This is a genomic window from Methylocella silvestris (assembly GCF_002891535.1).
GTDB classification, from domain to species: domain Bacteria; phylum Pseudomonadota; class Alphaproteobacteria; order Rhizobiales; family Beijerinckiaceae; genus Methylocapsa; species Methylocapsa silvestris_A.
The window spans coordinates 24514-47074 of sequence record NZ_PDZR01000026.1 but is presented as its reverse complement, the minus strand read 5'-3'; the positions used below and the strand labels follow the sequence as shown (position 1 = coordinate 47074).

Here is a 22561-nt window from a genome sequence, read left to right as displayed (position 1 = left end):
GGCTGGGGCTGGGGCGGCAAGCACTGGCGACCCGCCAAGAGCGGCAAGCTGATTGGCCATGAGCCGGCTCATCGTTTCGAGCTGATCGCGAATGATCTGCTCAACGCCTGAGGCGCCGGCGCCAAGCGGCGGCAGGGCGGCGGCGACAGGCACGGCAAAGGATGTGACCGCAAGCGGCGCGCTGGCTGGCGCCGCCGCCGCCGCGGGGATGGCCGCTGGCGCGGACGGCGCGTAAGCGGTGCGGGTCTCCGGCGGCAGCACCTCCTCGATATGGGCGGCGAGCGCCGGGATGGTGGCGAGATCCCCCAGCAATTGCCGGAAGGTCAGCTTGACCTTGAAGTCGCGCTGCAACTGTTGCGTCACCTGGCTGAGGAACAGCGAATCGAAGCCCATTTCGAGGAAGGTCGCGTCAGGCGCGGCGTCGGCGACTGATTCGCCGGACAGGCTCTCGAGCAGATCGACAAGATGCCGGCGCAGCTTGTCTGTCATTCCGGCGGCGGTGGATGCCGTATCATTTTGCGAAGTCGTCATGGGTGCTGCAGCCATTGGCGGAAAAATCTCATTTGTCGGAAATGCTGAAGACGCGCCCGCGGCGAGCGAGGCCAAAACTTCAGGCTCGCGCGGCGCTGTATCCGCGAGCGCCCCGGCCGCATGGGTGACAGGCGGCGCCTCGAGCCAGTGGCGCGCGCGCTCGAAAGGATAGGTCGGCAGCGGAACGCGCAGCCGCCTTTCGTGCGAAAAGAGCCCGCGCCAGTCGATCACGACTCCGGCGCACCAGAGCTGGGCCGTCGCGCGGGCGAAAATCTCGGTGTCGGACGCCTCGCGCGATGCGTCTGGCAGCGATGCGAGCACGGCGTCGGGCGCGTTTCCCGCGCCGCCCTGCCGCGCCAAAGTCGACAAAGTGACCCCCGGCCCGGCCTCGATCAGGATCGGATCGGGGCCCGCCGCGTCGAGCATGGTTTTGAGGCCGGCGGAAAACCGCACCGGTTCGCGGCAATGAGCGGCCCAATAGTCGGGCGAAACCGCCTCCGCCGCCGTCAGCCAGCCCCCTGTCGTCGATGAGATCAGCGGCACGGTCGGCGGTGAAAGCTTCACGCCTTCGACCACCTTGCGCAGCGCGTTCGCGGCCGGCTCCATCATGGGTGAATGGAAGGCGTGCGACGTATGCAGACGCCGCGTCATCACGCCTTGCGCGGACAATTGTGCGTCGAGCGCGGCGATCGCGTCATCCGGCCCGGCGGCGACGCAGAGCTTTGGCCCGTTGACGGCGGCGAGCGCGACATCTCCCTTCAGATAGGGCGCCAGCTCCGCTTCCGGCAGACGCACGGCCATCATCGAGCCCGATGGCATCTCCTGCATCAGACGGCCGCGCGCGGCGATGAGGCGCAGCGCGTCCTCATGCGAGTACACGCCGGCAAGGCAGGCGCCGACGAATTCGCCGACGCTGTGCCCGATCATCATCTGCGGCGCGACGCCGCGCTCGCGCCAGAGCTCGGCCAGCGCCAGGCCCACCGAGAACAGAGCGGGCTGCGCGAACTCCGTCGCCTGTAGCGCCTGCGCGGACAGTCGCTCGGCCTCGTCGCCATAAAGAAGAGCGCAGAGATCGGCGTTCAGAATCGGGCGCAGGATTTCGGCGCTGCGGCGCATGCTGTCGGCGAAAGCCGGCTCGGTCTCGAACAGACCCTGCCCCATCGCCGGATATTGCGCGCCCTGCCCCGGGAACATGAAGGCGATCTTTCGCGGCTCCCCCTTCGGAGCGCCGAAGACAAGGCCCTGCCCCGATTTCAGCGTGGCCGAAGCGGCGGCGGCGTCATCGGCCGCGATCGCGGCGCGATGGACAAAAGCGCGGCGCCCGGCGGCCATCGTAAAGGCAACGTCGGCGAGCGGCGTCCGCGGATTGTCGGCGAGATAGGCAGCAAGATTCTGTCGCGCCTTTTCGAGCGCGGCGGCGCTGCGCGCCGAAACGCAGATGATCTGCGTCGGACGGATTGACGCCTCCGACACGGCGGGCGGCGCTTCTTCCAGCACGATATGGGCGTTGGTGCCGCCGACGCCAAAGGCGCTCACGCCGGCGCGGCGGGGGCCGGTCTCCTGCGGCCAGTCCCGCCATGTCTTGTTGACATAGAAGGGGCCGCCCTCGAAGGCGATGCGTGGATTGGGCGTCTCGAAATGGAGCGTCGCCGGCAATTGCCTTGTTCTGAGCGCGAGCGCCGTCTTGATGACGCCGGCGACACCAGCCGCCGCGTCGAGATGGCCGACATTAGGCTTCACCGACCCCAAAGCGCAGAAGCCGACGTCGTCGGTGCTCGCCCGGAACGCCCGGGTAAGGCCGGCGACCTCGATCGGATCGCCAAGCGGCGTCGCCGTTCCGTGGCATTCGACATAAGAGATCGAACGCGCCTCGACTTCGGCATTGGCGAGGGCCGCCGCGATGGCCTCCCACTGGCCGTTGACGCTCGGCGCCGTGAAACCCGCCCGCGCCGCGCCGTCATTGTTCAGCGCAGTCCCGCGGATGACGGCGTAGATCGTGTCGCCGTCGGCGATGGCGTCTTCGATCCGCTTCAACAGCACGACGCCGGCGCCGCTGCCGAACACCGTGCCGTCAGCCTTGGCGTCGAAGCTGCGCACATGGCCGGTCGGCGAAACCATCGCGCCTTCAAGCGCGAGATAGCCGCGCTTTTGCGGGAAGGTAATCGAGACGCCGCCGGCCAGCGCCATGTCGGATTCGTAGAGGAGCAGGCTTTTGCACGCCTCGGCGATGGCGACGAGCGACGTCGAGCAGGCGGTCTGGATCGTCATCGCCGGACCGCGCAGGCCAAGCTTGTAGGACAGCCGCGTCGCGAACACATCGGGCAACGCGCCGATCAGTTCGCCATAACTGCCGACCTGATAATTGCTCGTGAACAGCTCCACCGCGGCGCGATCCCTGAGGACGTTGCGGAGGAAATAGGTGCTCATGCTGCAGCCGGCGAAGACGCCGATGGCGCCCTTATAGGCCGCCGGATCGTAGCCCGCGTCCTCCAGCGTCTGCCAGGCGCATTCGAGGAAAACGCGATGCTGCGGATCGGTCAGCTCCGCCTCGCGCGCATGCATTGCAAAAAAGCCGGCGTCGAAATTCTCGACGCCTTCCAGAATCGAACGGGCGCGCACGAAATTCGGATCGCCGCGCACGCTCGGGTCGAAGGCGTCCTCAAGCTCGGCGTCGGTGAAATGGCTGATCGATTCGACGTTTTCGCGCAAATTGCGCCAGAACCCGGCGACATCGTCCGCGCCGGGGAAGCGCCCGGCCATCCCGACGATGGCGACGCCCGGCGGCGTCTCGACTGCGGAGTTGTCTTTCATGCGCCCGCCTCAGTTGATGGAGACGGCGCGACGGCGCGAGGCGCGTTTTAGAGCCTCCGACTGACGCTGCTTGCGGAGAGAGAGTTCGTCCAGCGCCTGCCTGTCCGCCGAGGCGGCTTCGACGGCGCCCTCGGCCGCCGGGGCCGCGCGGGTCTTGAGATGGGCCGCCAGCGAACGGACGGTTGTGAATTCGAACAGCGCGGTCATTGGCGCGTCGATATGAAATTCCCTCAAAATTTCTTCCTGCAAAGCCATCACGTCGAGCGACGCTCCTCCCAGATCGAAAAAATTGGCGTCGAGGCCGACCGAGCCGACCTTCAGAATTTTGCTCCAGAGGGCGGCGAGCCGCCGCTCGGCATCGTCCGCAGCCATAATCGTCGGCGCCGCGGTTTGTTCATCCCCGCCGCCAAGCTTGGGCAGCGCCGCGCGGTCAACCTTGCCGTTCGGCGTTCGCGGCAGTTCATCAAGGATCATGAAATGCGCCGGAACCATATAATCAGGCGCAATCTCGAGCATGCTTTGGCGCAATTCTCCCAGTGGAAGCGTCGCGCCGCCTTGAGCCGTCACAAAAGCAATGATTTGCCGCTCGCCATCTGTGCGGGACCGCACAAGCGCAGCCGCATCGGCGACCTGCGGCAAGCGTCGGATCAGGGCCTCGACCTCATCGACTTCAACGCGCTTGCCGCGAATTTTCACCTGCCGGTCGACGCGGCCGATGAATTCGACGACCCCATCGGCGCGCTGGCGCACGAGATCGCCGGTTCGATACATGAGGCGGCCTGGCTCGCCGCAAAAAGGATCGGCGAGAAATTTTTCGGCGGTCAGCTCCGGACGATTGAGATAGCCGAGCGCGACGCCTTCGCCGCCGGCGAAAAGCTCGCCTTCTTCTCCGGCGCCGACGCGGGAGAGGTCCGGGCCGAGCACATAGACCTTGGTGTGATCGATCGGACGACCGATCGGGATCGCGGCGTCCGGCGCGATATCGCGGGGAATTTCGTAGCAGCAGGTGAAGGTCGTGTTTTCCGTCGGGCCGTAGCCGTTGACGATGCGGCAGTCCGGCAATTCATCCAGCGCGCGGCGCACATGGCGCGGCGAGAGAACGTCGCCTCCGGCGAGGAGCAGACGCAGCGGCTTCAAGATCTCGATCTGGCGATCGACGATTGCGTGGAACAGGCTGGCGGTCAGCCAGGCCGCGGTGACGCCATAGTCTTTGATCGCGGCGCCGAGTTCGGCGAAGCTTGGGTGTGTCTCCGCGACGATGGCGATGGCGGCTCCGTTCAGGAGCGCGTTCCAGATCTCGAAGGTCGAGGCGTCGAAGGCGAGCGGCGCGAATTGCAGGACGACGTCGCGCGATCCGAGATCGGCGAAGCTGTTGAGCGCGAGCCGGGTCACGGCGCGATGCGGGATGACGGCGCCCTTCGGGCGGCCCGTCGTGCCGGACGTATACATGACATAGCCCGGGCTCTCGCCGCTCGCCGCCTCGGGCAGCGGCGAATCATCCTCGCCCGCGATCGCTGCCGCTTCGGCGTCGATCAGGATCGTCGGCGCGGTCCAGAGGCTGGATGACCCTGCATCCGATGTCATCGAGGCGGCGGAGACGACGACGACAGGCGCGGCGTCCGCCGTGATGAAGGCGAGATGATCGGCCGGATAGGACGGATCCAGCGGAGCGAAGGCGGCCCCCGCCTTCAGCGCGCCGACCATCGCGATGATCGCCTCGGGCGAACGCGGCAGAAACAAGCCGACGACCGATCCCGGCAGAACGCTTTTGGCGCGAAGATAGCGGGCGAAGCTGTTCGAGCGGCGATCAAGCTCCACGAAAGTAATAACCTTATGTCCGCCATATAGAATGGCCGGACGGTCCGCATAAATTTCGGCGGCCTCCGAGAAAAAAGAATGAATTGCGCGGGCGCGATCGAAGTCTGGCGCCAAGGCGGGAGGTTGCGGCCGTCCGGAATGGTGCGAACTCACTTTGTGTCTCCATTCACGAATGGCGCTTCCAACGCCGATCATATCACCCGGCGCCGGCGCCCCACAGCCGATTTCCGCTGCAGCGTTGAATTTAAAAGCTAAGTTCCGAGCGTCGCCCGCGTGAACTTAATGAATGTAGCGCTATTCGGCAAAGCGATTTTTATCAATGTGGCGAAAATGAGAACGATTAATGCAGGTATTTCGAGCGGTAGAGTTCCTCATCTACCGCCGCGCGTATCGGCTGATCCCTCTTTTGCGATGTATGAACCCATCGGCGCCATGCAATACTGCCGAGATTAATCGCCAAGTCGGGCGCGCCCGAGAGGTTATGGCCGCGCCGCCGACATTTTGGCGGCGCCGTAGTTGCCCGCAATGCATATTCTGATCGCAAGAAGTTCGTCGCCGCAAACAGCGCGGTTGCGAGGTTCGGTGAAACAGACAAATCGAAAGCTGAACATCGCTTTCATTCTGTTGAGGGCGCCCCATCGGCGGGCGCTGTCTCGTCGTAAATTGAATGACATCGTAGTTAACATAGCTTGGCCGGATGCACAATTACGCCCACGCTGGTTTCCCTGCGCGCGCTGGATCGTTTTTGTGCTATGGAGCCGCGCCGCCGCGGCGCAGGCCCGCCTTCTCCCTGCGACGGCTTCTCTATTTTGGGATTTCCATGGTCGACCAAGCAGCCAATCGTCCGCCATCGGTGCTGTCCGCCGGGCTCAAGGGGCGCTGCCCGCGATGCGGGCGCGGCAGGCTCTTCAAAGGCGTTCTTGAGCTCGCGCCGCGCTGCGAGGCCTGCGGGCTGGACTATGGCTTCGCTGATTCCGCCGATGGCCCCGCCGTCTTTGTCTCGCTCCTCGGCGGCTTCCTCGTGCTTGGCGCAGCGCTTTGGACCGAACTCGTCTATGAGCCGCCGATGTGGGTTCATCTTGTGCTGTTTCTGCCGCTCACCCTCATCGTCTGCCTTGGCCTGGCGCGTCCGCTGAAAGGGCTGCTGGTCGCACAGCAATATCGCACCAAGGCGGAGCAAGGGCGGTTCGACCCTTGACGGCGCAAGGGACGCAGATCGCGCGACGCAGCCTCGCTTTCGCCGCCGCCGCAACCCTTGCCGCCTGCGCCCTGCTCGTCGGCCTCGGCCTCTGGCAATTGCAGCGCCTTGCCTGGAAAGAGCAGCTGATCGAAAAAGTCGCCGCGCGCGCGGGCGCCGCGCCCGCGCCGCTGCCGCCGGAGAGCGACTGGGCGACGCTCAAGCCCGACGATTACGAATACCGCGCTGTGCGTTTTGAGGGCGTCTATGAACACGACAAGGAGGCGCTGGTGTTCCGCGCCGCCGGAGGCGCGTTGCGCCAGCCGGGCTATTTCGTCTTGACGCCGGCGCGGCTCGCCTCGGGCGCAACCGTCATCGTCAATCGCGGCTTCGTTCCTCTGGCGCAAAGGGATCGCGCCGCGTGGCCGGAGCCGACGAGCGGGACGCCAGAGCCGATCTCAGGCCTGATGCGCCAGCCCGAGCCGCGTAATCTGTTCACCCCGGCCGACGATCCGGCGAAAGGAAACTATTTCACCCGCGATCCGGCCCTCATCGCAGCGCATTTTGGTCTGCCCCGCGCCGCGCCCTTCAGCGTCGACGCCGACCGCGGCCCGGCGGCGAGCGGCCCGCAGGGCGGGGCGACGGAAATCGCATTTCCCAACAATCATCTGTCTTACGCCCTCACCTGGTTTGGCCTGGCTCTTGGCCTTGCCGGCGTGTTTATGGTCTTCGTCTGGCAGAACCGCCGCGCCCTCCGCTAAATTGCGCCATATTCTCCTGATTTCCGTTGGCCCGGAGCATGGCGCCGAAAAAGCGCCCACCCGTTTTTGGACGCCGTCATGCTCTGACTTGCAGACGAGAGCCGGCGGTTTCCGCCCCCTGCTGCTTGCCCAGTCGATCTATGTTAGCTTGCTGAATTCGCCGCGGCGGCGAGGTTTGGATCCATCACTTTGAAATATGTTTCAACACGCGGCGAGGCTGCCCCTCTTTCGTTCACGCAGACTCTGCTCGCGGGACTTGCGCCGGACGGCGGCCTCTATCTTCCCGAATCCTATCCCCGCCTCGACGCGGAAACGATCGCCAGTTTCTCGGGAAAATCCTACGCCGACGTTGCCGAGGCGGTGATTTCTCCCTTCGTCGGCGGCGAGATCGAATCCGGCGCCCTGCGCGCCATGATCGACGACGCCTATGCCGGATTCCGCCATGCGGCGGTGGCGCCGCTCGTTCAGCTCGACGATAATCTGTTCACGCTTGAGCTGTTTCATGGTCCGACGCTCGCCTTCAAGGATCTGGCGATGCAGCTTCTGGCGCGGCTGGTCGACCATGCCTTGAAGGCGCGCGGCCAGCGCGCGACCGTCGTCGGCGCAACTTCCGGCGACACGGGCGCCGCCGCCATAGAGGCCTTTTCAGGCCTGTCGCAGGTCGAAGTCTTCATCCTCTATCCGAACCAGCGCGTCTCGGAGGTGCAGCGGCGCCAGATGACGACGACCGGCGCGCCGAACGTCCACGCTATCGCCATCGAGGGATCGTTCGACGACGCGCAAAGCGCAGTCAAGGCGATGTTCAACAACCGCCCCTTGCGTGAAAACCTCAATCTCTGCGGCGTCAATTCGATCAACTGGGCGCGGATCCTCGCCCAGACCGTCTATTACTTCACCAGCGCCGTGGCGCTTGGCGCGCCCTACCGGCCGGTGTCCTTCGTCACGCCGACGGGTAATTTCGGCGACATCTTCGCCGGCTGGATCGCCAAACGCATGGGTCTGCCGATCGACCGGCTGGTGATCGCCGCCAATTCCAACGACATCCTCCCGCGCGCGCTGGAGAGCGGCGCCTACGTCGTCGGCGAGGTCCATGCGACGCAATCGCCCTCGATGGACATACAGGTGTCGTCCAATTTCGAGCGCCTCCTGTTCGAGGCGCATGGCCGCGACGCTGGAGCGATCCGCGCCAGGATGGCGCAGCTTGCGCAGTCGCGCGGCTTTACCATCGATCCCGCTCCTCTGCAGGCGATCCGGGCCGATTTCGACGCCTTCGCCGTCAGCGAAGCGGAAACCACGTCCGAGATCGGCCGCCTCTGGCGTGAAAGCTTCTATCTCGCCGACCCGCATACCGCCGTCGGGATTGGCGCCGCCCGCCGCGAGATCGCGGCACGAGGCGCAGCGACGCCGCTGGTGGTGCTCGGCACCGCCCATGCGGCAAAATTTCCCGACGCGATTGAGGCCGCGACCGGCGTCCGGCCGCCCCTGCCGCCGCATCTGCACGGCCTGCTTGAGCGCGCCGAGCAATTCTCGATCATCCCCAACGATCAACGCGCCGTCGAACGGTTCATCCGCGATGCGGTCGCCGAGCAGTCCACACAGGCCGCCTCATGAGCGCGCGCATCACGACCCTGCCTTCCGGGCTGCGCGTCGTCACCGACGCTATGCCGCATCTCGAGACAGCTTCGCTGGGCGTCTGGATCGGCGCCGGCTCGCGCCATGAGTCGCGCGGCGAGCACGGTCTGTCGCATCTGCTCGAACACATGGCCTTCAAGGGCACCAAGCGGCGCTCCGCCCGCGCCATCGCCGAGGAGATCGAGGCCGCGGGCGGCGACCTCAACGCCGCAACCAGCACCGAGCACACGGCCTATTACGCCCATGTGCTGGCGGAGGATGCGCCCCTTGCTGTCGATATTCTCGCGGACATCCTCACCGAAAGCATCTTCGACCAGGAGGAGCTGGAGCGCGAGAAGGGCGTCATTTTGCAGGAGATCGGCGCCGTCGACGATACGCCGGACGATCTTGTGTTCGATCTCTTCAACGCGACCGCCTTTCCGGGCCAGCCGATCGGACGGCCGATCCTCGGCACGCCGGACCAGATCGCAAGCTTCGGCCGCGAGGCGATCGGCGCCTATCTCGACAGTCATTACGCGAGCGATGCGACCGTCATCGGCGCCGCCGGCGCGATCGATCACGAGCAGATCTGCGATGAGGTCGAACGGCGTTTTTCAGCGCTGGCGCCGCGCGCCGCCGCGCCCGCCGCGCCCGCCGCCGTCTATCAGGGCGGCGAGATCCGGCTGAAGCGCCGGCTCGAACAGGCCCATATTGTGATTGGCTTCGAGGGGCTCTCCTACGCCTCCGAGGAATTCTACGCGCTGCAGGTGTTCGCCAATGCAGTCGGCGGCGGCATGTCCTCGCGCCTGTTTCAGGAGGTCCGCGAAACGCGCGGCCTCGCCTATTCGATTCACGCTTTCCATTGGGGCTATTCCGACACGGGCCTCTTTGGCTTCTATGCCGCGACGAGCGCCAGGGACATCGCCGAATTGATGCCGGTCGCGCTCGACTGCCTCGCCGAGGCCGCCTCGTCGCTGAGCGAGGCCGAAGCGCACCGCGCCAAGGCGCAGATGAAAGTCTCGCTGCTGACCGCCCTCGAATCGCCCTCGCCCCGCTGCGAACAGATCGCGCGGCAGGTGATGGCTTTCGACCGTGTGCTGTCGCGCGAGGAAATCATCGGCGCCATTGACAGGCTCGACATCGCTGACATCCGCGCCGCCGGAGCGCGGGCGCTGCGCTCCAATCCGACCGTCGCCGCCATCGGGCCGGTCGGCAAGGTTCTCACGCCCGATCGCGTCGCGCAGAGGCTGCGCGCCAGTTGAAGGAGGCATGACCGTGGCTCTGTTCCGGATCGGCCCGAACAATGAGAACGCGCAATATTTGCGCGGCGAAGGCGTCTATCTGCGGCCCCCCGAAATGCGCGACTTCGACGAATGGTCGGCCCTGCGCGAGCGAAGCCGCGATTTTCTGACGCCCTGGGAGCCGACCTGGCCCGCCGATGATCTGACCCGCACCGCCTTCCGCCGCCGCGTCCGTCGCCATCAGCAGGAAATCGACAGCAACGAATCCTTTCCCTTTCTCGTCTTTCGCGACGACGACGTTCTCCTCGGCGGCCTCACCGTCGGCCAGGTCAAGCGCGGCGTCGTGCAGGCGGCGACGCTCGGCTATTGGATCGGCGAGCCTTTCGCCAACCACGGATTCATGACCAAAGCCGTGCGGGCGGGCGTGATCTTCGCCTTCGGAACGCTCAGGCTGCACCGGGTCGAGGCCTCCTGCCTGCCCCATAATATCCCCTCGACGCGCCTGCTGGAGCGGGTCGGATTTACGCGCGAAGGCTATGCGCGGGCCTATTTGCGCATCAACGGAGTTTGGGAGGACCATTTGCTGTACGGTCTCGTCGAAACCGACCAGACGCCGGCGCGGCCGCGACAGGGCCGGCCGTGACAAATTTCGGGCCGGAAACGGCGGATTTCAGGGCGCAGGGTTTCGCGGCGCTGCGGCGCTGCCTTTTGCTTCTGGGCGCGCTCGCCCTTGCGCTGACGGGAGCGCTCGGCCCCGCCGCCGCGATCGAATCCGTGCGCGTGCCGCTCGATTCGCAGGTGATCGACCTCACCAAGGCCGTCGAAAGCTATAATTCCGATGGTGACCGCCTGCTCGTCTCGACGGCGCCGGGCTCCGACGGCATCGTTCGGCGCATCGAAGTTCGCGCGCGCGAGGAAGGAACACGGCCCAACTGGATCGTCTTCGCGCTGACCAACGACACCAGCGAGCAGGTCGAACGGCTGATCGTCGCGCCGCATTTCCGGCTCGTCGGCTCCGGCGTGATCTGGCCCGATCTCGGGTCGACGCGCATTTCGGCGATCACCGCCAGCCAGGGCTTTCCGCCCGAGCGCGAGGACAGCGAAGACGCCGACGTGTTCCGGCTGACGCTCGATCCCGGCACCACCATCACCTATGTCGCTGAGTTGCGCACGCCGAACCTGCCGCAGCTGCACCTCTGGGAGCCCGACGCCTTCAAGGACCGGATGACGAGCCTTGCCCTCTACAAAGGCATCATCATCGGCGTCGCCGGCCTGCTCGCATTGTTTCTGACCATTGTCTTCGTCGTCCGCGGCGCCGTCATCTTTCCCGCCGCGGCCGCGCTCGCCTGGACGGTGCTTGCCTATGTCTGCATCGACTTCGGCTTCTGGGGCCGGATCATTGGCGCCGAGGGACAATCAAACCGCATCTGGCGCGCCGGCACGGAATCGATTCTCGCGGCGACCCTGCTGGTCTTTCTCTTCGCCTATCTGAATCTCAACCGCTGGCATGTGCGCGCCTCCCACGTCGCCGCCATCTGGCTGATTTTCCTTGCCGCTCTCGTCGGGCTTTCCGTCTATGACGCGCCGGTCGCCGCCGGCGTCGCGCGCATTTCCATCGCGACGATCGGCGTCGTCGGCTTCGTGCTGGTGCTCTATCTTGCGATCCACGGCTACGACCGGGCTGTGATGCTGATCCCGACCTGGTTCCTGCTGCTCGCCTGGATCGTCGGGGCCGCCTTCACCGTCACCGGCACGCTCACCAATGATCTCGTCTCGCCGGCGCTGATCGGCGGCCTCGTGCTCATCGTCATGCTGATCGGCTTCACGATCATGCAGAACGCCTTTGTCGGCGCCGGCCTCGCCCATGGCGCAGTGCCGGACGCCGAGCGCAAGGCGCTGGCTTTTACCGGCAGCGGCGACATCATCTTCGACTGGGACGTCAGCGCCGACCGCGTCTATGTCAGCCCCGAGGTCGAGGCTCAGCTTGGCCTTCAGCGCGGCGCGCTCGAAGGGCCGGCCTCGAACTGGTTCGACGTGCTGCATCAAAGCGAGCGCGACCGCTACCGCGCTTGCCTCGACGCGATGCTCGAGCAGCGGCGCGGCCGCATCAATCAGGATTTCAGGCTACGCGCGGCCGACGGTCAGCATTTCTGGTTCCGCCTGAAGGCCCGGCCGGTGGTCGGCGCCGATGGCGAAGTGGTGCGGATCGTCGGCGTCCTCAGCGACATCACGGAAATCAAGACCGCCGAGGAGCGGCTGCTGCACGACGCCGTGCATGACAATCTGACCGGCCTGCCGAATCGCGAGCTTTTCTTTGATCGGCTCGACGCGGCGCTCGCCCTCGCGCAGAGCGATCCGAAAATACGGCCCGCCGTGATGAGCATCGACATCGACGGCTTCAAGCAGATCAATGAGCAGGTTGGCCTCTCGGCAGGCGATTCGATCCTTTTGACCGTGGCGCGTCGGCTCGGGCGCATTCTGAAGCCGCAGGATACGCTCGCGCGCCTGTCCGGCGACCAGTTCATCTTGCTGATCGTCTCTGAATCCGAAACCGATCAGATCACGGCTCTCGCCAATACGGCGCGCCGCGTGGCGTCGACCCCGGTCGCCTTCAGCGACAAGGAGATTCCGCTGACCGCCTCGATCGGCCTCGCCTTCTACGATCCGCAGCTGCACGGCAAGCGCGAGGACATGCTGAAGGACGCCGAGATTGCGATGCGGCATGGCAAGCGGCTCGGCGGCAACCGGATCGAGGTGTTCCGCGCCACCATGCGCTCGCTTCGCTCGGACCGTTTCGGCCTTGCCGCCGATCTCAAGCGGGCGCTCGATCGCGGCGAGATGAAAGTGGTGTTCCAGCCGATCGTCCGGCTCGAGGACCGCACCGTGGCCGGATTCGAGGCGCTGCTGCGGTGGGACCATCCCCGTCTCGGCCGCCTCAATCCGGGCGAATTCATCTCTGTCGCCGAGGAAACCGGCGTCATCATCGACCTTGGGATTTTCGTCATGGACCGCGCCGCGCGCGAACTCGCGGTATGGCAGCGCGCGCTCGACGTCGATCCGCCGATCTTCGTCAGCGTCAACGTGTCGTCGCGGCAATTGCTGCGGCATGATTTGCTGCAGGACGTCAAATCGGTGCTTTCGCGCGTCGAGATCGCGCCTGGCTCCTTGAAGCTGGAGCTGACCGAGAGCCTTGTCATGGAGAATCCGGAATATGCGGCGCAGATCCTGACCCGGATCCGCGATCTCGGCGCCGGCCTGTCGCTCGACGATTTCGGAACCGGCTATTCCTCGCTCGCCTATCTGCAGCGCTTTCCCTTCGACACCATCAAGATCGACCGCTCCTTCGTGCGCCAGAATGGCCATGGCGCGCGCCCGGTCATTTTACGCTCGATCGTCGCGCTGGCGCATGATCTCGGCATGGAGGTCGTGGCCGAGGGGGCGGAGGCGGAATCCGACGCCATTGAACTTTATCAGCTCGGCTGCGAATTCGCGCAGGGCTTCGCCTTCGGCCATCCGATCAGCGCGGCCGAAGCGCGCAAGCTTGTCGGCGCCGCAACGATAGCGGCCTGACTTTGGCCTGCCCCCTCCCCGCGTCTCAGGCGTGGCCGAGATCGGAGGAGAGGCGGCCGGGATCGATGCCGATCTTTTGCAGGGCGCGCTCATATTTGGAGCCGAGCGCTTCGTCGAAGATCAGCGACGGGTCGGCAGGAATATTCAGCCAGCCATTGTCCTGCATCTCGGCCTCGAGCTGTCCCGCCGACCATCCGGCATAGCCGAGGGCGAGAATGGCGCGGTCGGGCCCGTCGCCCTTGGCGATGGCGCGTAAAATATCGATCGTCGCCGTCAGCGACACGCCGGCGTCGATCGGCAACGTTGAATCGTCGATGAAAAAATCATTGGAGTGCAGCACGAAGCCCCTGCCGGTCTCGACCGGGCCGCCTTTAAGCACCTGAACCAGTTCCGCCTGAGCCGGCAGGCGAATCATTTCATCCGCCTTGATGACGTCGAGTTGCACCAGCAATTCGGAAAAAGTCACCTTGCGCGCGGGCCGGTTCAGGATGATCCCCATCGCCCCTTCCTCGGAATGGGCGCAGAGATAGATGACCGAGCGGGCGAAGCGGTTGTCGGACATGCCGGGCATGGCGACGAGCAGTTGCCCGTCGAGAAAAGCGCCATGGCCCTGTTTTCCACCGTCGCGAGGCAATCTCGAACCCATGATTTCCGCCATATTCTGCTGGAATTGCTTCCAACGCTGGTTAAAACCGCGCGCTATCCCATCCTCGCACTGTCGTCCCCCCTGCCTTGCGTGCTCCAGATCACCTCAATGTAGGTTGCAGCGCCGTCACATGCAAAATAGGTTGGACGTCGAATAGATCCCGCGATCGTATCATTCTGATGCAAATGTCTTTCCAGCTCTTCAATGAGGCAACGCGACCAAGCCGCGCAGGCGGTTCGTCGCTGCTTCTTGCCGCCGCCATTACAGCCGGATGCTCGGCCGGATTCATGGCTGAATTACGGGCGGAGCCGTTCGCCACCGAGTGGGTCGGCGGGCCTAAATCCTCCACCCGGCTGATCGCAGCGCCCGGCGCGGACGCCGGCTCGTACCGGGCCGGCGTCGAAATCCGTCTTGAGCCGGGCGTGCTCACCTATTGGCGCAACCCCGGCGAGGCGGGGGCTCCGCCCGAATTCAATTTCACGGCCTCGGACAATGTCGAAGATGTGACAGTCCGCTTTCCGACGCCAAGCCGCATCGACGAAGGCGGCGCCGATGCTTTCGGCTATCGCGACGAAGTGATTTTTCCACTCGACGTCAAGCTGACGGACCCCAACCGCCCCACGCTCTTGTCGCTGTCCCTGAATTATGCCGTGTGCGGCCAGATCTGCATCCCCGTCAATGCTCAGGTCGAGCTGAAGCTGCCCGTCGCGGCCGCGCCGCCGGACGCGTCCGGTCTTAACCATCAGGCCCGGCTTGAAGCGGCGGCGGCAAAGGTGCCTCGCCGGCTCGGCGCGGAGGAGCGGGACGGCAAATTTCTCATTACGCGCGACCTTGCCGCGAGCCAGCCGACGTGGCGGCTGAGCCCGCGTGGCGACGCGGCGGCGATCGGCGCGACGGATATGTTCATTGAATCCCCGCCCGGATGGTATTTCGAGTCGAGGCGCGGCGAAGAGCCCGGCGAATTCCTCATCGTCGAAGTCGAAGCGCCACACGCGGAACGTCGCGCCTCCGTTCATGCCACGCCAATCACGGTGACGCTGGCCGCGCCGCAGGAGAGCTATGAATTCGGCGTCGCGCTCGACGCCGGGCGCGCCGCCGCAGACGGTTCGGAGGGGGAAAAGCATGACAATTAAAGTCGGGGATCATCTGCCAAAGGCCAGTTTCGCCGTCATGACCCCGGAGGGTCCGGCCGTACGCTCCACAGACGATATTTTCAAGGGACGCCGGGTCGTTCTTATCGGCGTGCCCGGCGCCTTCACGCCGACATGCAGCAATGTGCATCTGCCGGGTTTCGCCAACAGGATCGACGATTTCAAGGAAAAGGGCGTCGACGCCATAGCCGTCACCGCCGTCAACGACGTCTTTGTCATGCACGCCTGGGCGAGTTCCAGCGACGCCGGCGCGCATATTTCCTTTCTCGCGGACGGCAATGGCGATTTCGCAAAGGCGCTCGGCCTCACCCTCGATCTGACCGAGCGCGGCCTTGGCGTCCGCTCGCAGCGCTATTCGATGCTGGTCGAGGACGGCGTGGTGCGCCAGCTCAATGTCGAGGCGAGCGCCGGCAAGGCGGACGTTTCGAGCGCCGAATCGATTTTGCATCAGCTTTAACGCGGGGCGTCGAAAATCCTTCGTCCGCTTCGCTCGCTACGACGTCGCCGCTTTGCGGGCGGATAGAAAAGGAGCCATGCCGCGTCGCGCGAGCGCGTCAGCGCGCTCGTTCAGTTCATCGCCGGCATGGCCCTTGACCCAGCGCCATTCGATCGCATGAGCCGCCGCCGCGGCCTCGAGCCTTTGCCACAGATCGACATTTTTGACCGGCTTCTTGTCCGCCGTGCGCCAGCCATTGCGCTTCCACCCGGCCATCCAGGTGGTGACGCCGCCCTTCACATAGTTGGAATCGGTGACAAGCTGCACGGCGCAGGGCCGCGTCAGCGCCTCGAGCGCCATGATCGCCGCCATCAGCTCCATGCGATTGTTGGTCGTCGCCGCCTCGCCGCCGCAAAGCTCCTTGAGATGATCGCCGAACGTCATGACGGCGCCCCAGCCGCCCGGACCGGGGTTTCCCGAACAGGCGCCGTCGGTGAAGATCACAACCGGCTTTGGCATCGGCGCTTCCACTTCATGGCAGGACGCCGAGCTCGCGCACATCGCCGATCGTCTGCAGCAATTGCAATTTGGCGAAATATTCGAGCGGATTCTTCGGATTGACGAGCGCTCCTGGGGGAACGTTGAACCAGTCGACAAGACGGGTCAGCCCGAAACGCAGGGCGGCGCCTCGGGCAAGAATCGGGATGGCTTTGGCTTCCGCCGCGCTCAACGGGCGCAGGCTGGCATAAGCGCCGAACATCGCGGCGCCCTTGTCGACGTTGAATGCCCCGTCCGGGTCGAAACACCAGGCGTTGAGGCAGATCGCCAGATCATAGGCGAGATCGTCGACGCAGGCGAAATAGAAGTCGATCAGGCCGGAAATCTCGTCGCCGAGAAACAGGACATTGTCTGGAAACAGATCGGCGTGGATGATTCCGCGCGGCAAATCCCGCGGCCAGTTCGCCTGCAGAAATTTGAGCTCGGCGGAAATTGTCGCGGCAAGGCCCGCTTTGACCTCGTCGGCGCGAAAAGCGATCGGCGCGAAGAGCTTTGGCCAGGCTTCAAGACTCAGAGCGTTGGCGCGCGAGCCCTCGAAATCGGCGGCCCCGAGATGAAGCCGCGCCAGCGCGGCGCCGAGGCGCGCGCAATCCTCGATCCCCGGCCGGTTGCGGCAAACGCCTTCGAGGAAGGTCACGATCGCCGCCGGACGCCCGGCGAGGCGGCCGAGCGCCCCCTCCGAACGCATGCGGACCGGCTGCGGGCAATTAAGGCCGCGCGCGGCGAGATGATCCAACAGAGAGAGGAAGAACGGCAGGCAGCCTTCCTCGACGCGCTTTTCATAGAGCGTCAGTATGTAGACGCCTGTTTCGGTCGACAGGATGAAATTCGAGTTCTCGACGCCTTCCGCAATGCCCTTCAGGGCGCGGACCCGGCCGAGATCGTAATGCTCGAGAAAGGCGGCAAGATCGGCGTCGGAGACTTCGGTATAGACTGCCATTGAGGTCCGCTGAAGACATTGGCTCCCGGCCGCGGCCAGGGACGCCGCAAAGGGCTGCTTCCCCGGGGCGCGAGAGGCGCTCCGGTGTTAGAGAGAACGGGCCGCCAGGTCAATTTAAGCCCCGGCTGATTAAGCCTGCCGGCTGCGCCGCGCAAGATCAGGCGGTTTCGCGTTGCGGATGGAGCGCAACCGCGGCAAGCGCGGCCGCAGCCTCGGGCTGGATGACGCCGCAGGACATGATCAGCTTGGCGGCGGCCTCCGGCGTGATTGCCAGTTCGATCACCTCGCGCGCCGGCACATAGAAATAGAAGCCGGTGGTCGGATTGGGCGCGCAAGGCAGAAAAACCGAAACATAGGGCTCGCCGCTCGCAAGATGAGAGCCGATGAGAGGGGACGGCGGCAACGATATAAAGACGATCGACCAGGATGCCTTGCCCGGAAACTCGATCATCCCGACCTTGCGAAAACTCTGCCCCGACTGCGAGAACAGCGTTTCGAAGATCTGCTTCACGCTTTTATAGATCGAGCGGATCACGGGCATGCGGGCGAGCAGCGCCTCGCCGATCTTGAACAGGCCCACCGCCGCGATGCTGTGGGCGGCGCAGCCGAGCAGCGTCAGGCCGAGGAACGCGAGAACGACGCCAAGTCCCGGGACGCGAAACGGCAGATAGAAATCCGGTACGACATTTTGCGGCAGCAGGCCGCGCACCCAGGCGTCGATGGTGTCAACGAACCACCACACAATATAGGCGGTGACGGCGACCGGTCCGGCGACGACGATCCCGGTCAGGAACCAGTTGCGGATCTTGGCGCCAAACCCGGCCGATTTGACGCCCCCCTGGCGCCCGTCCGGGTCGGTTTCGATGAGGCTTTGCAGCGGCGGAATTTGCGTCATGCTTTCCTCATGCTTGCATCGCCGGACGGCGTTGGATTCGCCGTCGCAAAAACGGGGCCGAGCCCCTTGCGGGCGCCCCCGACGCCCGGCCGGCTTTCGCCTCTCTGTAACACAGAGCTCGCCATGGCGGCGATTCCGGCCGGGCCGGCGAGCAAGCCGGTCTTGCATATCGAGACATGGGGATAGTGACGTTTCTTCTTGAGGCCGGTCAAAATGGCCGCAGCACGGAATGAGCAAATGATGCGGCTGAACGATCCGCCGGCGCTTCGAGGCCCCTTCGACCGGTTGGGGCGCGCCCCTGCCGCGATCGAGGAGGAGGAGGAGAAACTGACCGGCAATCAGATGTCCGGCCTTCAAAGCTTTGCCTGACACGACCTTGAGCAGCGTATCGCGTCGAAAGCAGAGCCTATCAGGACAGAGCCCTGCCCGACCGGTATTTCGGCGCAAAATACCCGGCCGATCGGCGCTATCTGCAGGAAACGGAAACGCTCACGGCTTGAGCCTGCGCCGTCAGCGCCGGCGCCGAAATCTCCTTTGACGCCAATGCGGCAGTGAAAGCGATGTGGTTGCCATCAAGAAACCCGGCGAGGAGATTTCCCTTAAGGGCGAAGTTCGCCGCTTGCGGCGCATCGCCGCTCGTCGCAACAAGGGTCTTGACGGCGCCGAGCCCCGCGGAAACGACCCCGACAACATTGCCGCTCTGGTCGAAAAGCGGGCCGCCGGAATCGCCCGGCTGTGCGGGCGTCGAAATCTGCAGCATGCGGTCGTCGCCTGCAACGCCAGAGAGGCCGGTGATGCGGCCGAAAGAGAAACCGCCCGCGTTCAGCGGCACGGGAGGGAGCGGAATGGCAAACGCCTCGATCGCCTCGCCGAGCCGGACGTCGGAGCGAATGTTGACGACACCCTCCGGCTTCAACGACGTCTTGAGAAGGGCAAGATCGGTGGCATCCTCCCGAGCGATGAGTTCGGCTTGCGCCCCCGGGCGTCCGTTCTGGGCGACCTCGATGATCGAGCAGGGCCCGACGACATGAGCGCTTGTTACGACATGCCCCTCGCGATTCACGAAGAAGCCCATTCCGGAAAAGTTCTCCCGCGGCTTCTGCGGAGTCTCAGGCGCCGGAGTGGCCATGGGTCCGACGCTCAGGTCAGCGGACGAAGGAAGCTGAGAGATGTCGACGAATGGCGCGCCGCTGATCGAACTCGAAAGCGAACCCGCTATCAAAGTCGCCGCGCGCTCCAGATGCAGATCGGCGGCGGACTCCAGCCAAAACAGCGATAGCCAAATCACGCCCGGGCGATCGCTCTGGCAGCGAATGAAACTGTCGAGACCGTTGCTGCGCGACGATACGCTGAAGAAATCCTCTGTCAGGACCTTGGAAACGATCTGCCCGCCGTCCGCAATGACTTTGTCGACGACCGATTTATAGGCGGCGGCGAGATTGACGTCGCGGAGATAGTCATAGGTCAGCCAGACACGCTTGGCCGGATCTCGCCAGGTGAGGCCGTCCTTGTCCCGCTCGGCCAGCAGGCCAAGCGCCATAGGCGCCCAGATCTTGTAACCGCGCGACGGATGGGGAATCGCCCGGAATCCCCACATCTCGAATAGCGGCGCGCCAGCGCGAAAAAGACGCGCGCGCAGATCTTCGTCGACAGCGCCGGTCGCCGGAAGCGCATTGTCGCTTTGATACTGCGCCGTCGCTTCAAAAAACTGGCGACTGAAACTGGCGTCGGCGGCGGCCGGCCAATATCCCGCCGCCGTCAGCAGGACCTTGACTTTGAGCCTTTCGCTGATCGGCAACCGACTGAAGGCGCGCGCCGCCACGGCGTAGCTTGACGTTGGCGGCGCCGCAGCGACCGGCAGGCTCCAGACCATCAGAAGCACAACCGCCACGAGCGCCCTCATGCTGCCCCTCAAGCAAAACCCATCAAGCCTGACTCCGAGGAATGCGGCGCCTGTAAAAAATCGATACAGTACAAAACTGATACTGTCTGAAACCTATACAGAGCGAGATCAAAAACCGCACGCCGCGCAAGCGGCTGACGCCATCGTCCGGGTGTACGCTTTAGAATGCGAACGGAGAAAATCAGAGCGGACGTTATCCGGGAGCGCCATTGTCGATCTGTATCATAATTATACATATGTATTATTCTTATACAGACTACGATGGGGAGCTTTTCCACGTGCGCAAATCAAATGGCGTTCATTTTACCCTGCCCGACATCTATTCATCGAGATTTAATGCGCCCGGCGACGAAAACAACCTATCAATTCCGGCAACTTTGGCAAAGTAAATTTGCCCTGTCATTAAAAGCGCAACACTGCAGTGCACAACAGGCCTGCCGCACTGCACCGGAAGCGCCGGGAGACAGCGCGCGTCTCCCCTGCGGAAAATAGATCTCTACACAGGAAAGACAACAATCAGCGGCGCGCTGCCTTGCAACAGGCCGGCCTCGTTGACCTACGTCGAGTCAAATTTGACGCATGTCAAATTTGCGGACAGCTGGCTGGATTAAAATGATCCGGAGGAGCGGGATAATGCCAGGCAGACGCGATTAGCGCATTTCTCTATCATATTGAAATAAGCTGCCTTTTTAAATTGAATGGCGTTCTTCTCAAGCGCGGCGCCACACTTGCTGATAAGCTAGCGCCACATCGGGCCCATCTCAATCGCTCGATCGATAAGGCGTCGCAGATCAAGGTTGCTGGCTCTGCCGGCGCCCAATGTGAGCACCAAGGAGGAGACATATGGCATTAAGCACCGCGACAAAAGCTGCGTCGGACGCACTCGGAGCCAACCGCGCGCCGACAAGCGTAAGCCCACAGGAAGTGCATAGGTGGCTGCAAAGCTTCAACTGGGACTTCGCGCAGAACCGGACGAAATACCCCACAAAATACCACATGGCGAACGACACCAAGGAGCAGTTCAAGCTCATCGCCAAGGAATATGCGCGGATGGAATCGGTCAAGGATGAGCGCCAGTTCGGCACCCTCCTTGACGGACTGACCCGCCTCGAAGCCGGAAACCGCGTGCATCCCCGCTGGGGCGAGACGATGAAAGTCGCCTCCAACTTCCTCGAAGTCGGCGAATACAACGCCATCGCGGCGTCCGCGATGTTGTGGGATTCAGCCAGCGCGGCTGAACAGAAAAACGGATATCTGGCGCAGGTTCTCGACGAAATCCGCCACACCCATCAATGCGGCTTCGTGAACTACTATTTCTCGAAGCACTACCACGATCCGGCCGGCCATAATGATGCGCGCCGCACGCGCGCCATCGGGCCGCTCTGGAAGGGCATGAAGCGCGTCTTCGCCGATGGCTTCATCTCGGGCGATGCAGTCGAATGTTCGGTCAATCTACAGCTCGTCGGCGAAGCTTGCTTCACCAACCCGCTGATCGTGGCCGTCACCGAATGGGCCTCGGCAAACGGCGACGAAATCACGCCGACCGTGTTTCTCTCAATCGAGACCGACGAGCTGCGCCATATGGCGAATGGCTACCAGACTGTAGTCTCTATCGCCAATGATCCGGCGGCGCAAAAATATCTGAATACAGATCTCAACAATGCGTTCTGGACGCAGCAGAAATATTTCACGCCTGTGCTCGGAATGCTGTTCGAATACGGCTCGAAGTTCAAGGTCGAGCCGTGGGTCAAGACCTGGAATCGCTGGGTCTACGAAGATTGGGGCGGGATCTGGATCGGTCGCCTTGCAAAATATGGCGTCAATTCGCCGCCAAGCCTGCGCGACGCCAAAAAGGACGCCTATTGGGCGCACCACGACCTCTTCCTGTTGGCCTATGCTTTATGGCCCACCGGCTTCTTCCGGCTGTCGCTGCCCGATGACGAAGATATGGAATGGTTCGAGGCGAACTATCCGGGATGGGACGCGCATTACGGCAAGATCCTGCGTGAGTGGAAGGCTCTGGGTTGCGAAGATCCGAAGAGCGGATTCCTCCCGATCCAGTGGCTCATCCAGAACGGCCATCAGGTCTACGTCGACCGCGTGTCGCAGGTGCCGTTCTGCCCGACTCTCGCAAAGTGCTCGGGATCGTTGAGAGTCCACGAGTTCAACGGCCAGAAGCATTCCTTCAGCGATGATTGGGGCGAACGCATGTGGTTGTCTGAGCCCGAGCGCTACGAGTGCCAGAGCGTTTTCGAGCAATACAGCGGCCGCGAGCTGTCGGACGTTGTTGTCGAAGGACATGGCGTTCGCGCCGATGGCAAGACCCTGATCGGTCAGCCCCATGTTGCAGGCAGCAATTTGTGGACTGTCGAAGATCTGAAGCGGGCAAACTGCGTGTTCGCTGATCCGCTCGCCGGATTCTAGGAAACGGCTTTCGTCGGATCGATCCAGGTCGATCCGACGGCTTCCGATCAACGCCGAATAACATGGCCTCTGTCGCGCCATGAAATAA

Annotated in this window: 17 protein-coding genes; 10 read left to right on the top strand and 7 right to left on the bottom strand. The window is 63.9% G+C overall.

The window, feature by feature from the left end; all coding sequences use genetic code 11:
* Nucleotides 1-3342, bottom strand: a 3342-nt coding sequence (locus CR492_RS17465; protein WP_146030313.1) for a type I polyketide synthase, incomplete at its 3' end; no start/stop codon positions are given.
* A 9-nt stretch (nucleotides 3343-3351) separates the two neighbouring features.
* Nucleotides 3352-5355 carry a non-ribosomal peptide synthetase gene (locus CR492_RS17460; RefSeq protein WP_102845012.1) on the bottom strand — a complete coding sequence of 668 codons (2004 nt, stop codon included), beginning with the start codon at nucleotides 5353-5355 and terminating at the stop codon, nucleotides 3352-3354.
* Nucleotides 5356-5980: 625 nt separating this feature from the next.
* On the opposite strand from CR492_RS17460, the gene CR492_RS17455 reads away from it, so the two are divergent.
* From CR492_RS17455 to CR492_RS17430, 6 genes are all read left to right on the top strand, one after another.
* Nucleotides 5981-6358 (top strand): DUF983 domain-containing protein, encoded by a 378-nt coding sequence (locus tag CR492_RS17455; protein ID WP_102845018.1) that lies wholly within the window; start codon nucleotides 5981-5983, stop codon nucleotides 6356-6358.
* Nucleotides 6355-7098, top strand: a complete 744-nt coding sequence (locus tag CR492_RS17450; RefSeq protein WP_102845011.1) for an SURF1 family protein — start codon at nucleotides 6355-6357, stop codon at nucleotides 7096-7098. Before CR492_RS17455 ends, CR492_RS17450 begins: the two co-directional genes overlap by 4 nt.
* Nucleotides 7099-7287: 189 nt before the next feature.
* Nucleotides 7288-8709 (top strand): threonine synthase, encoded by a 1422-nt coding sequence (thrC, locus tag CR492_RS17445; protein WP_102845010.1) that lies wholly within the window; start codon nucleotides 7288-7290, stop codon nucleotides 8707-8709.
* A complete protein-coding gene (locus CR492_RS17440) occupies nucleotides 8706-9971 on the top strand; it encodes a M16 family metallopeptidase (RefSeq protein ID WP_102845009.1) in 1266 nt (421 codons plus the stop codon). Before thrC ends, CR492_RS17440 begins: the two co-directional genes overlap by 4 nt.
* A gap of 13 nt (nucleotides 9972-9984) precedes the next feature.
* The gene (locus CR492_RS17435) at nucleotides 9985-10593 is read left to right on the top strand and encodes a GNAT family N-acetyltransferase (protein ID WP_432431220.1); all 609 of its coding nucleotides are present in this window, start codon (nucleotides 9985-9987) and stop codon (nucleotides 10591-10593) included.
* Between the two features lie 65 nt (nucleotides 10594-10658).
* Nucleotides 10659-13520 carry a sensor domain-containing phosphodiesterase gene (locus CR492_RS17430; RefSeq protein WP_180982599.1) on the top strand — a complete coding sequence of 954 codons (2862 nt, stop codon included), beginning with the start codon at nucleotides 10659-10661 and terminating at the stop codon, nucleotides 13518-13520.
* 25 nt (nucleotides 13521-13545) lie between these two features.
* Here CR492_RS17430 and CR492_RS17425 read toward each other — a convergent pair whose 3' ends face one another.
* Nucleotides 13546-14166, bottom strand: coding sequence for a YqgE/AlgH family protein (locus CR492_RS17425; protein WP_102845016.1), 621 nt, complete (start codon nucleotides 14164-14166; stop codon nucleotides 13546-13548).
* A gap of 287 nt (nucleotides 14167-14453) precedes the next feature.
* On the opposite strand from CR492_RS17425, the gene CR492_RS17420 reads away from it, so the two are divergent.
* Together CR492_RS17420 and CR492_RS17415 are read left to right on the top strand one after the other, a co-directional pair.
* Nucleotides 14454-15299 carry a protein-disulfide reductase DsbD domain-containing protein gene (locus CR492_RS17420; protein WP_180982596.1) on the top strand — a complete coding sequence of 282 codons (846 nt, stop codon included), beginning with the start codon at nucleotides 14454-14456 and terminating at the stop codon, nucleotides 15297-15299.
* Complete coding sequence (locus CR492_RS17415) at nucleotides 15289-15774, top strand: peroxiredoxin (RefSeq protein WP_102845006.1); 486 nt, start codon at nucleotides 15289-15291, stop codon at nucleotides 15772-15774. The genes CR492_RS17420 and CR492_RS17415 overlap by 11 nt, the downstream gene beginning before the upstream one ends.
* A 36-nt stretch (nucleotides 15775-15810) precedes the next feature.
* On the opposite strand, the gene rnhA is transcribed toward CR492_RS17415, so the two are convergent.
* From rnhA to CR492_RS17400, 3 genes are all read right to left on the bottom strand, one after another.
* A complete protein-coding gene (rnhA, locus tag CR492_RS17410; RefSeq protein ID WP_102845015.1) occupies nucleotides 15811-16272 on the bottom strand; it encodes a ribonuclease HI in 462 nt (153 codons plus the stop codon).
* A gap of 13 nt (nucleotides 16273-16285) precedes the next feature.
* The gene (gene thrB, locus CR492_RS17405) at nucleotides 16286-17251 is read right to left on the bottom strand and encodes a homoserine kinase (RefSeq protein WP_102845005.1); all 966 of its coding nucleotides are present in this window, start codon (nucleotides 17249-17251) and stop codon (nucleotides 16286-16288) included.
* Between the two features lie 157 nt (nucleotides 17252-17408).
* Nucleotides 17409-18146 carry a DUF502 domain-containing protein gene (locus CR492_RS17400; RefSeq protein WP_102845004.1) on the bottom strand — a complete coding sequence of 246 codons (738 nt, stop codon included), beginning with the start codon at nucleotides 18144-18146 and terminating at the stop codon, nucleotides 17409-17411.
* A gap of 237 nt (nucleotides 18147-18383) precedes the next feature.
* Here CR492_RS17400 and CR492_RS21390 point away from each other — a divergent pair, with 237 nt between their 5' ends.
* Nucleotides 18384-18515, top strand: a complete 132-nt coding sequence (locus CR492_RS21390) for a hypothetical protein (protein WP_280951551.1) — start codon at nucleotides 18384-18386, stop codon at nucleotides 18513-18515.
* A 97-nt stretch (nucleotides 18516-18612) separates the two neighbouring features.
* On the opposite strand, the gene CR492_RS17390 is transcribed toward CR492_RS21390, so the two are convergent.
* Nucleotides 18613-20037: a serine protease gene (locus CR492_RS17390; RefSeq protein ID WP_180982595.1), complete on the bottom strand. Its 1425-nt coding sequence runs from the start codon at nucleotides 20035-20037 to the stop codon at nucleotides 18613-18615.
* Nucleotides 20038-20892: 855 nt separating this feature from the next.
* Here CR492_RS17390 and mmoX point away from each other — a divergent pair.
* Complete coding sequence (gene mmoX, locus CR492_RS17385) at nucleotides 20893-22473, top strand: aromatic/alkene monooxygenase hydroxylase subunit alpha (RefSeq protein WP_102845001.1); 1581 nt, start codon at nucleotides 20893-20895, stop codon at nucleotides 22471-22473.
* The last annotated feature ends 88 nt before the right edge of the window (nucleotides 22474-22561 follow it).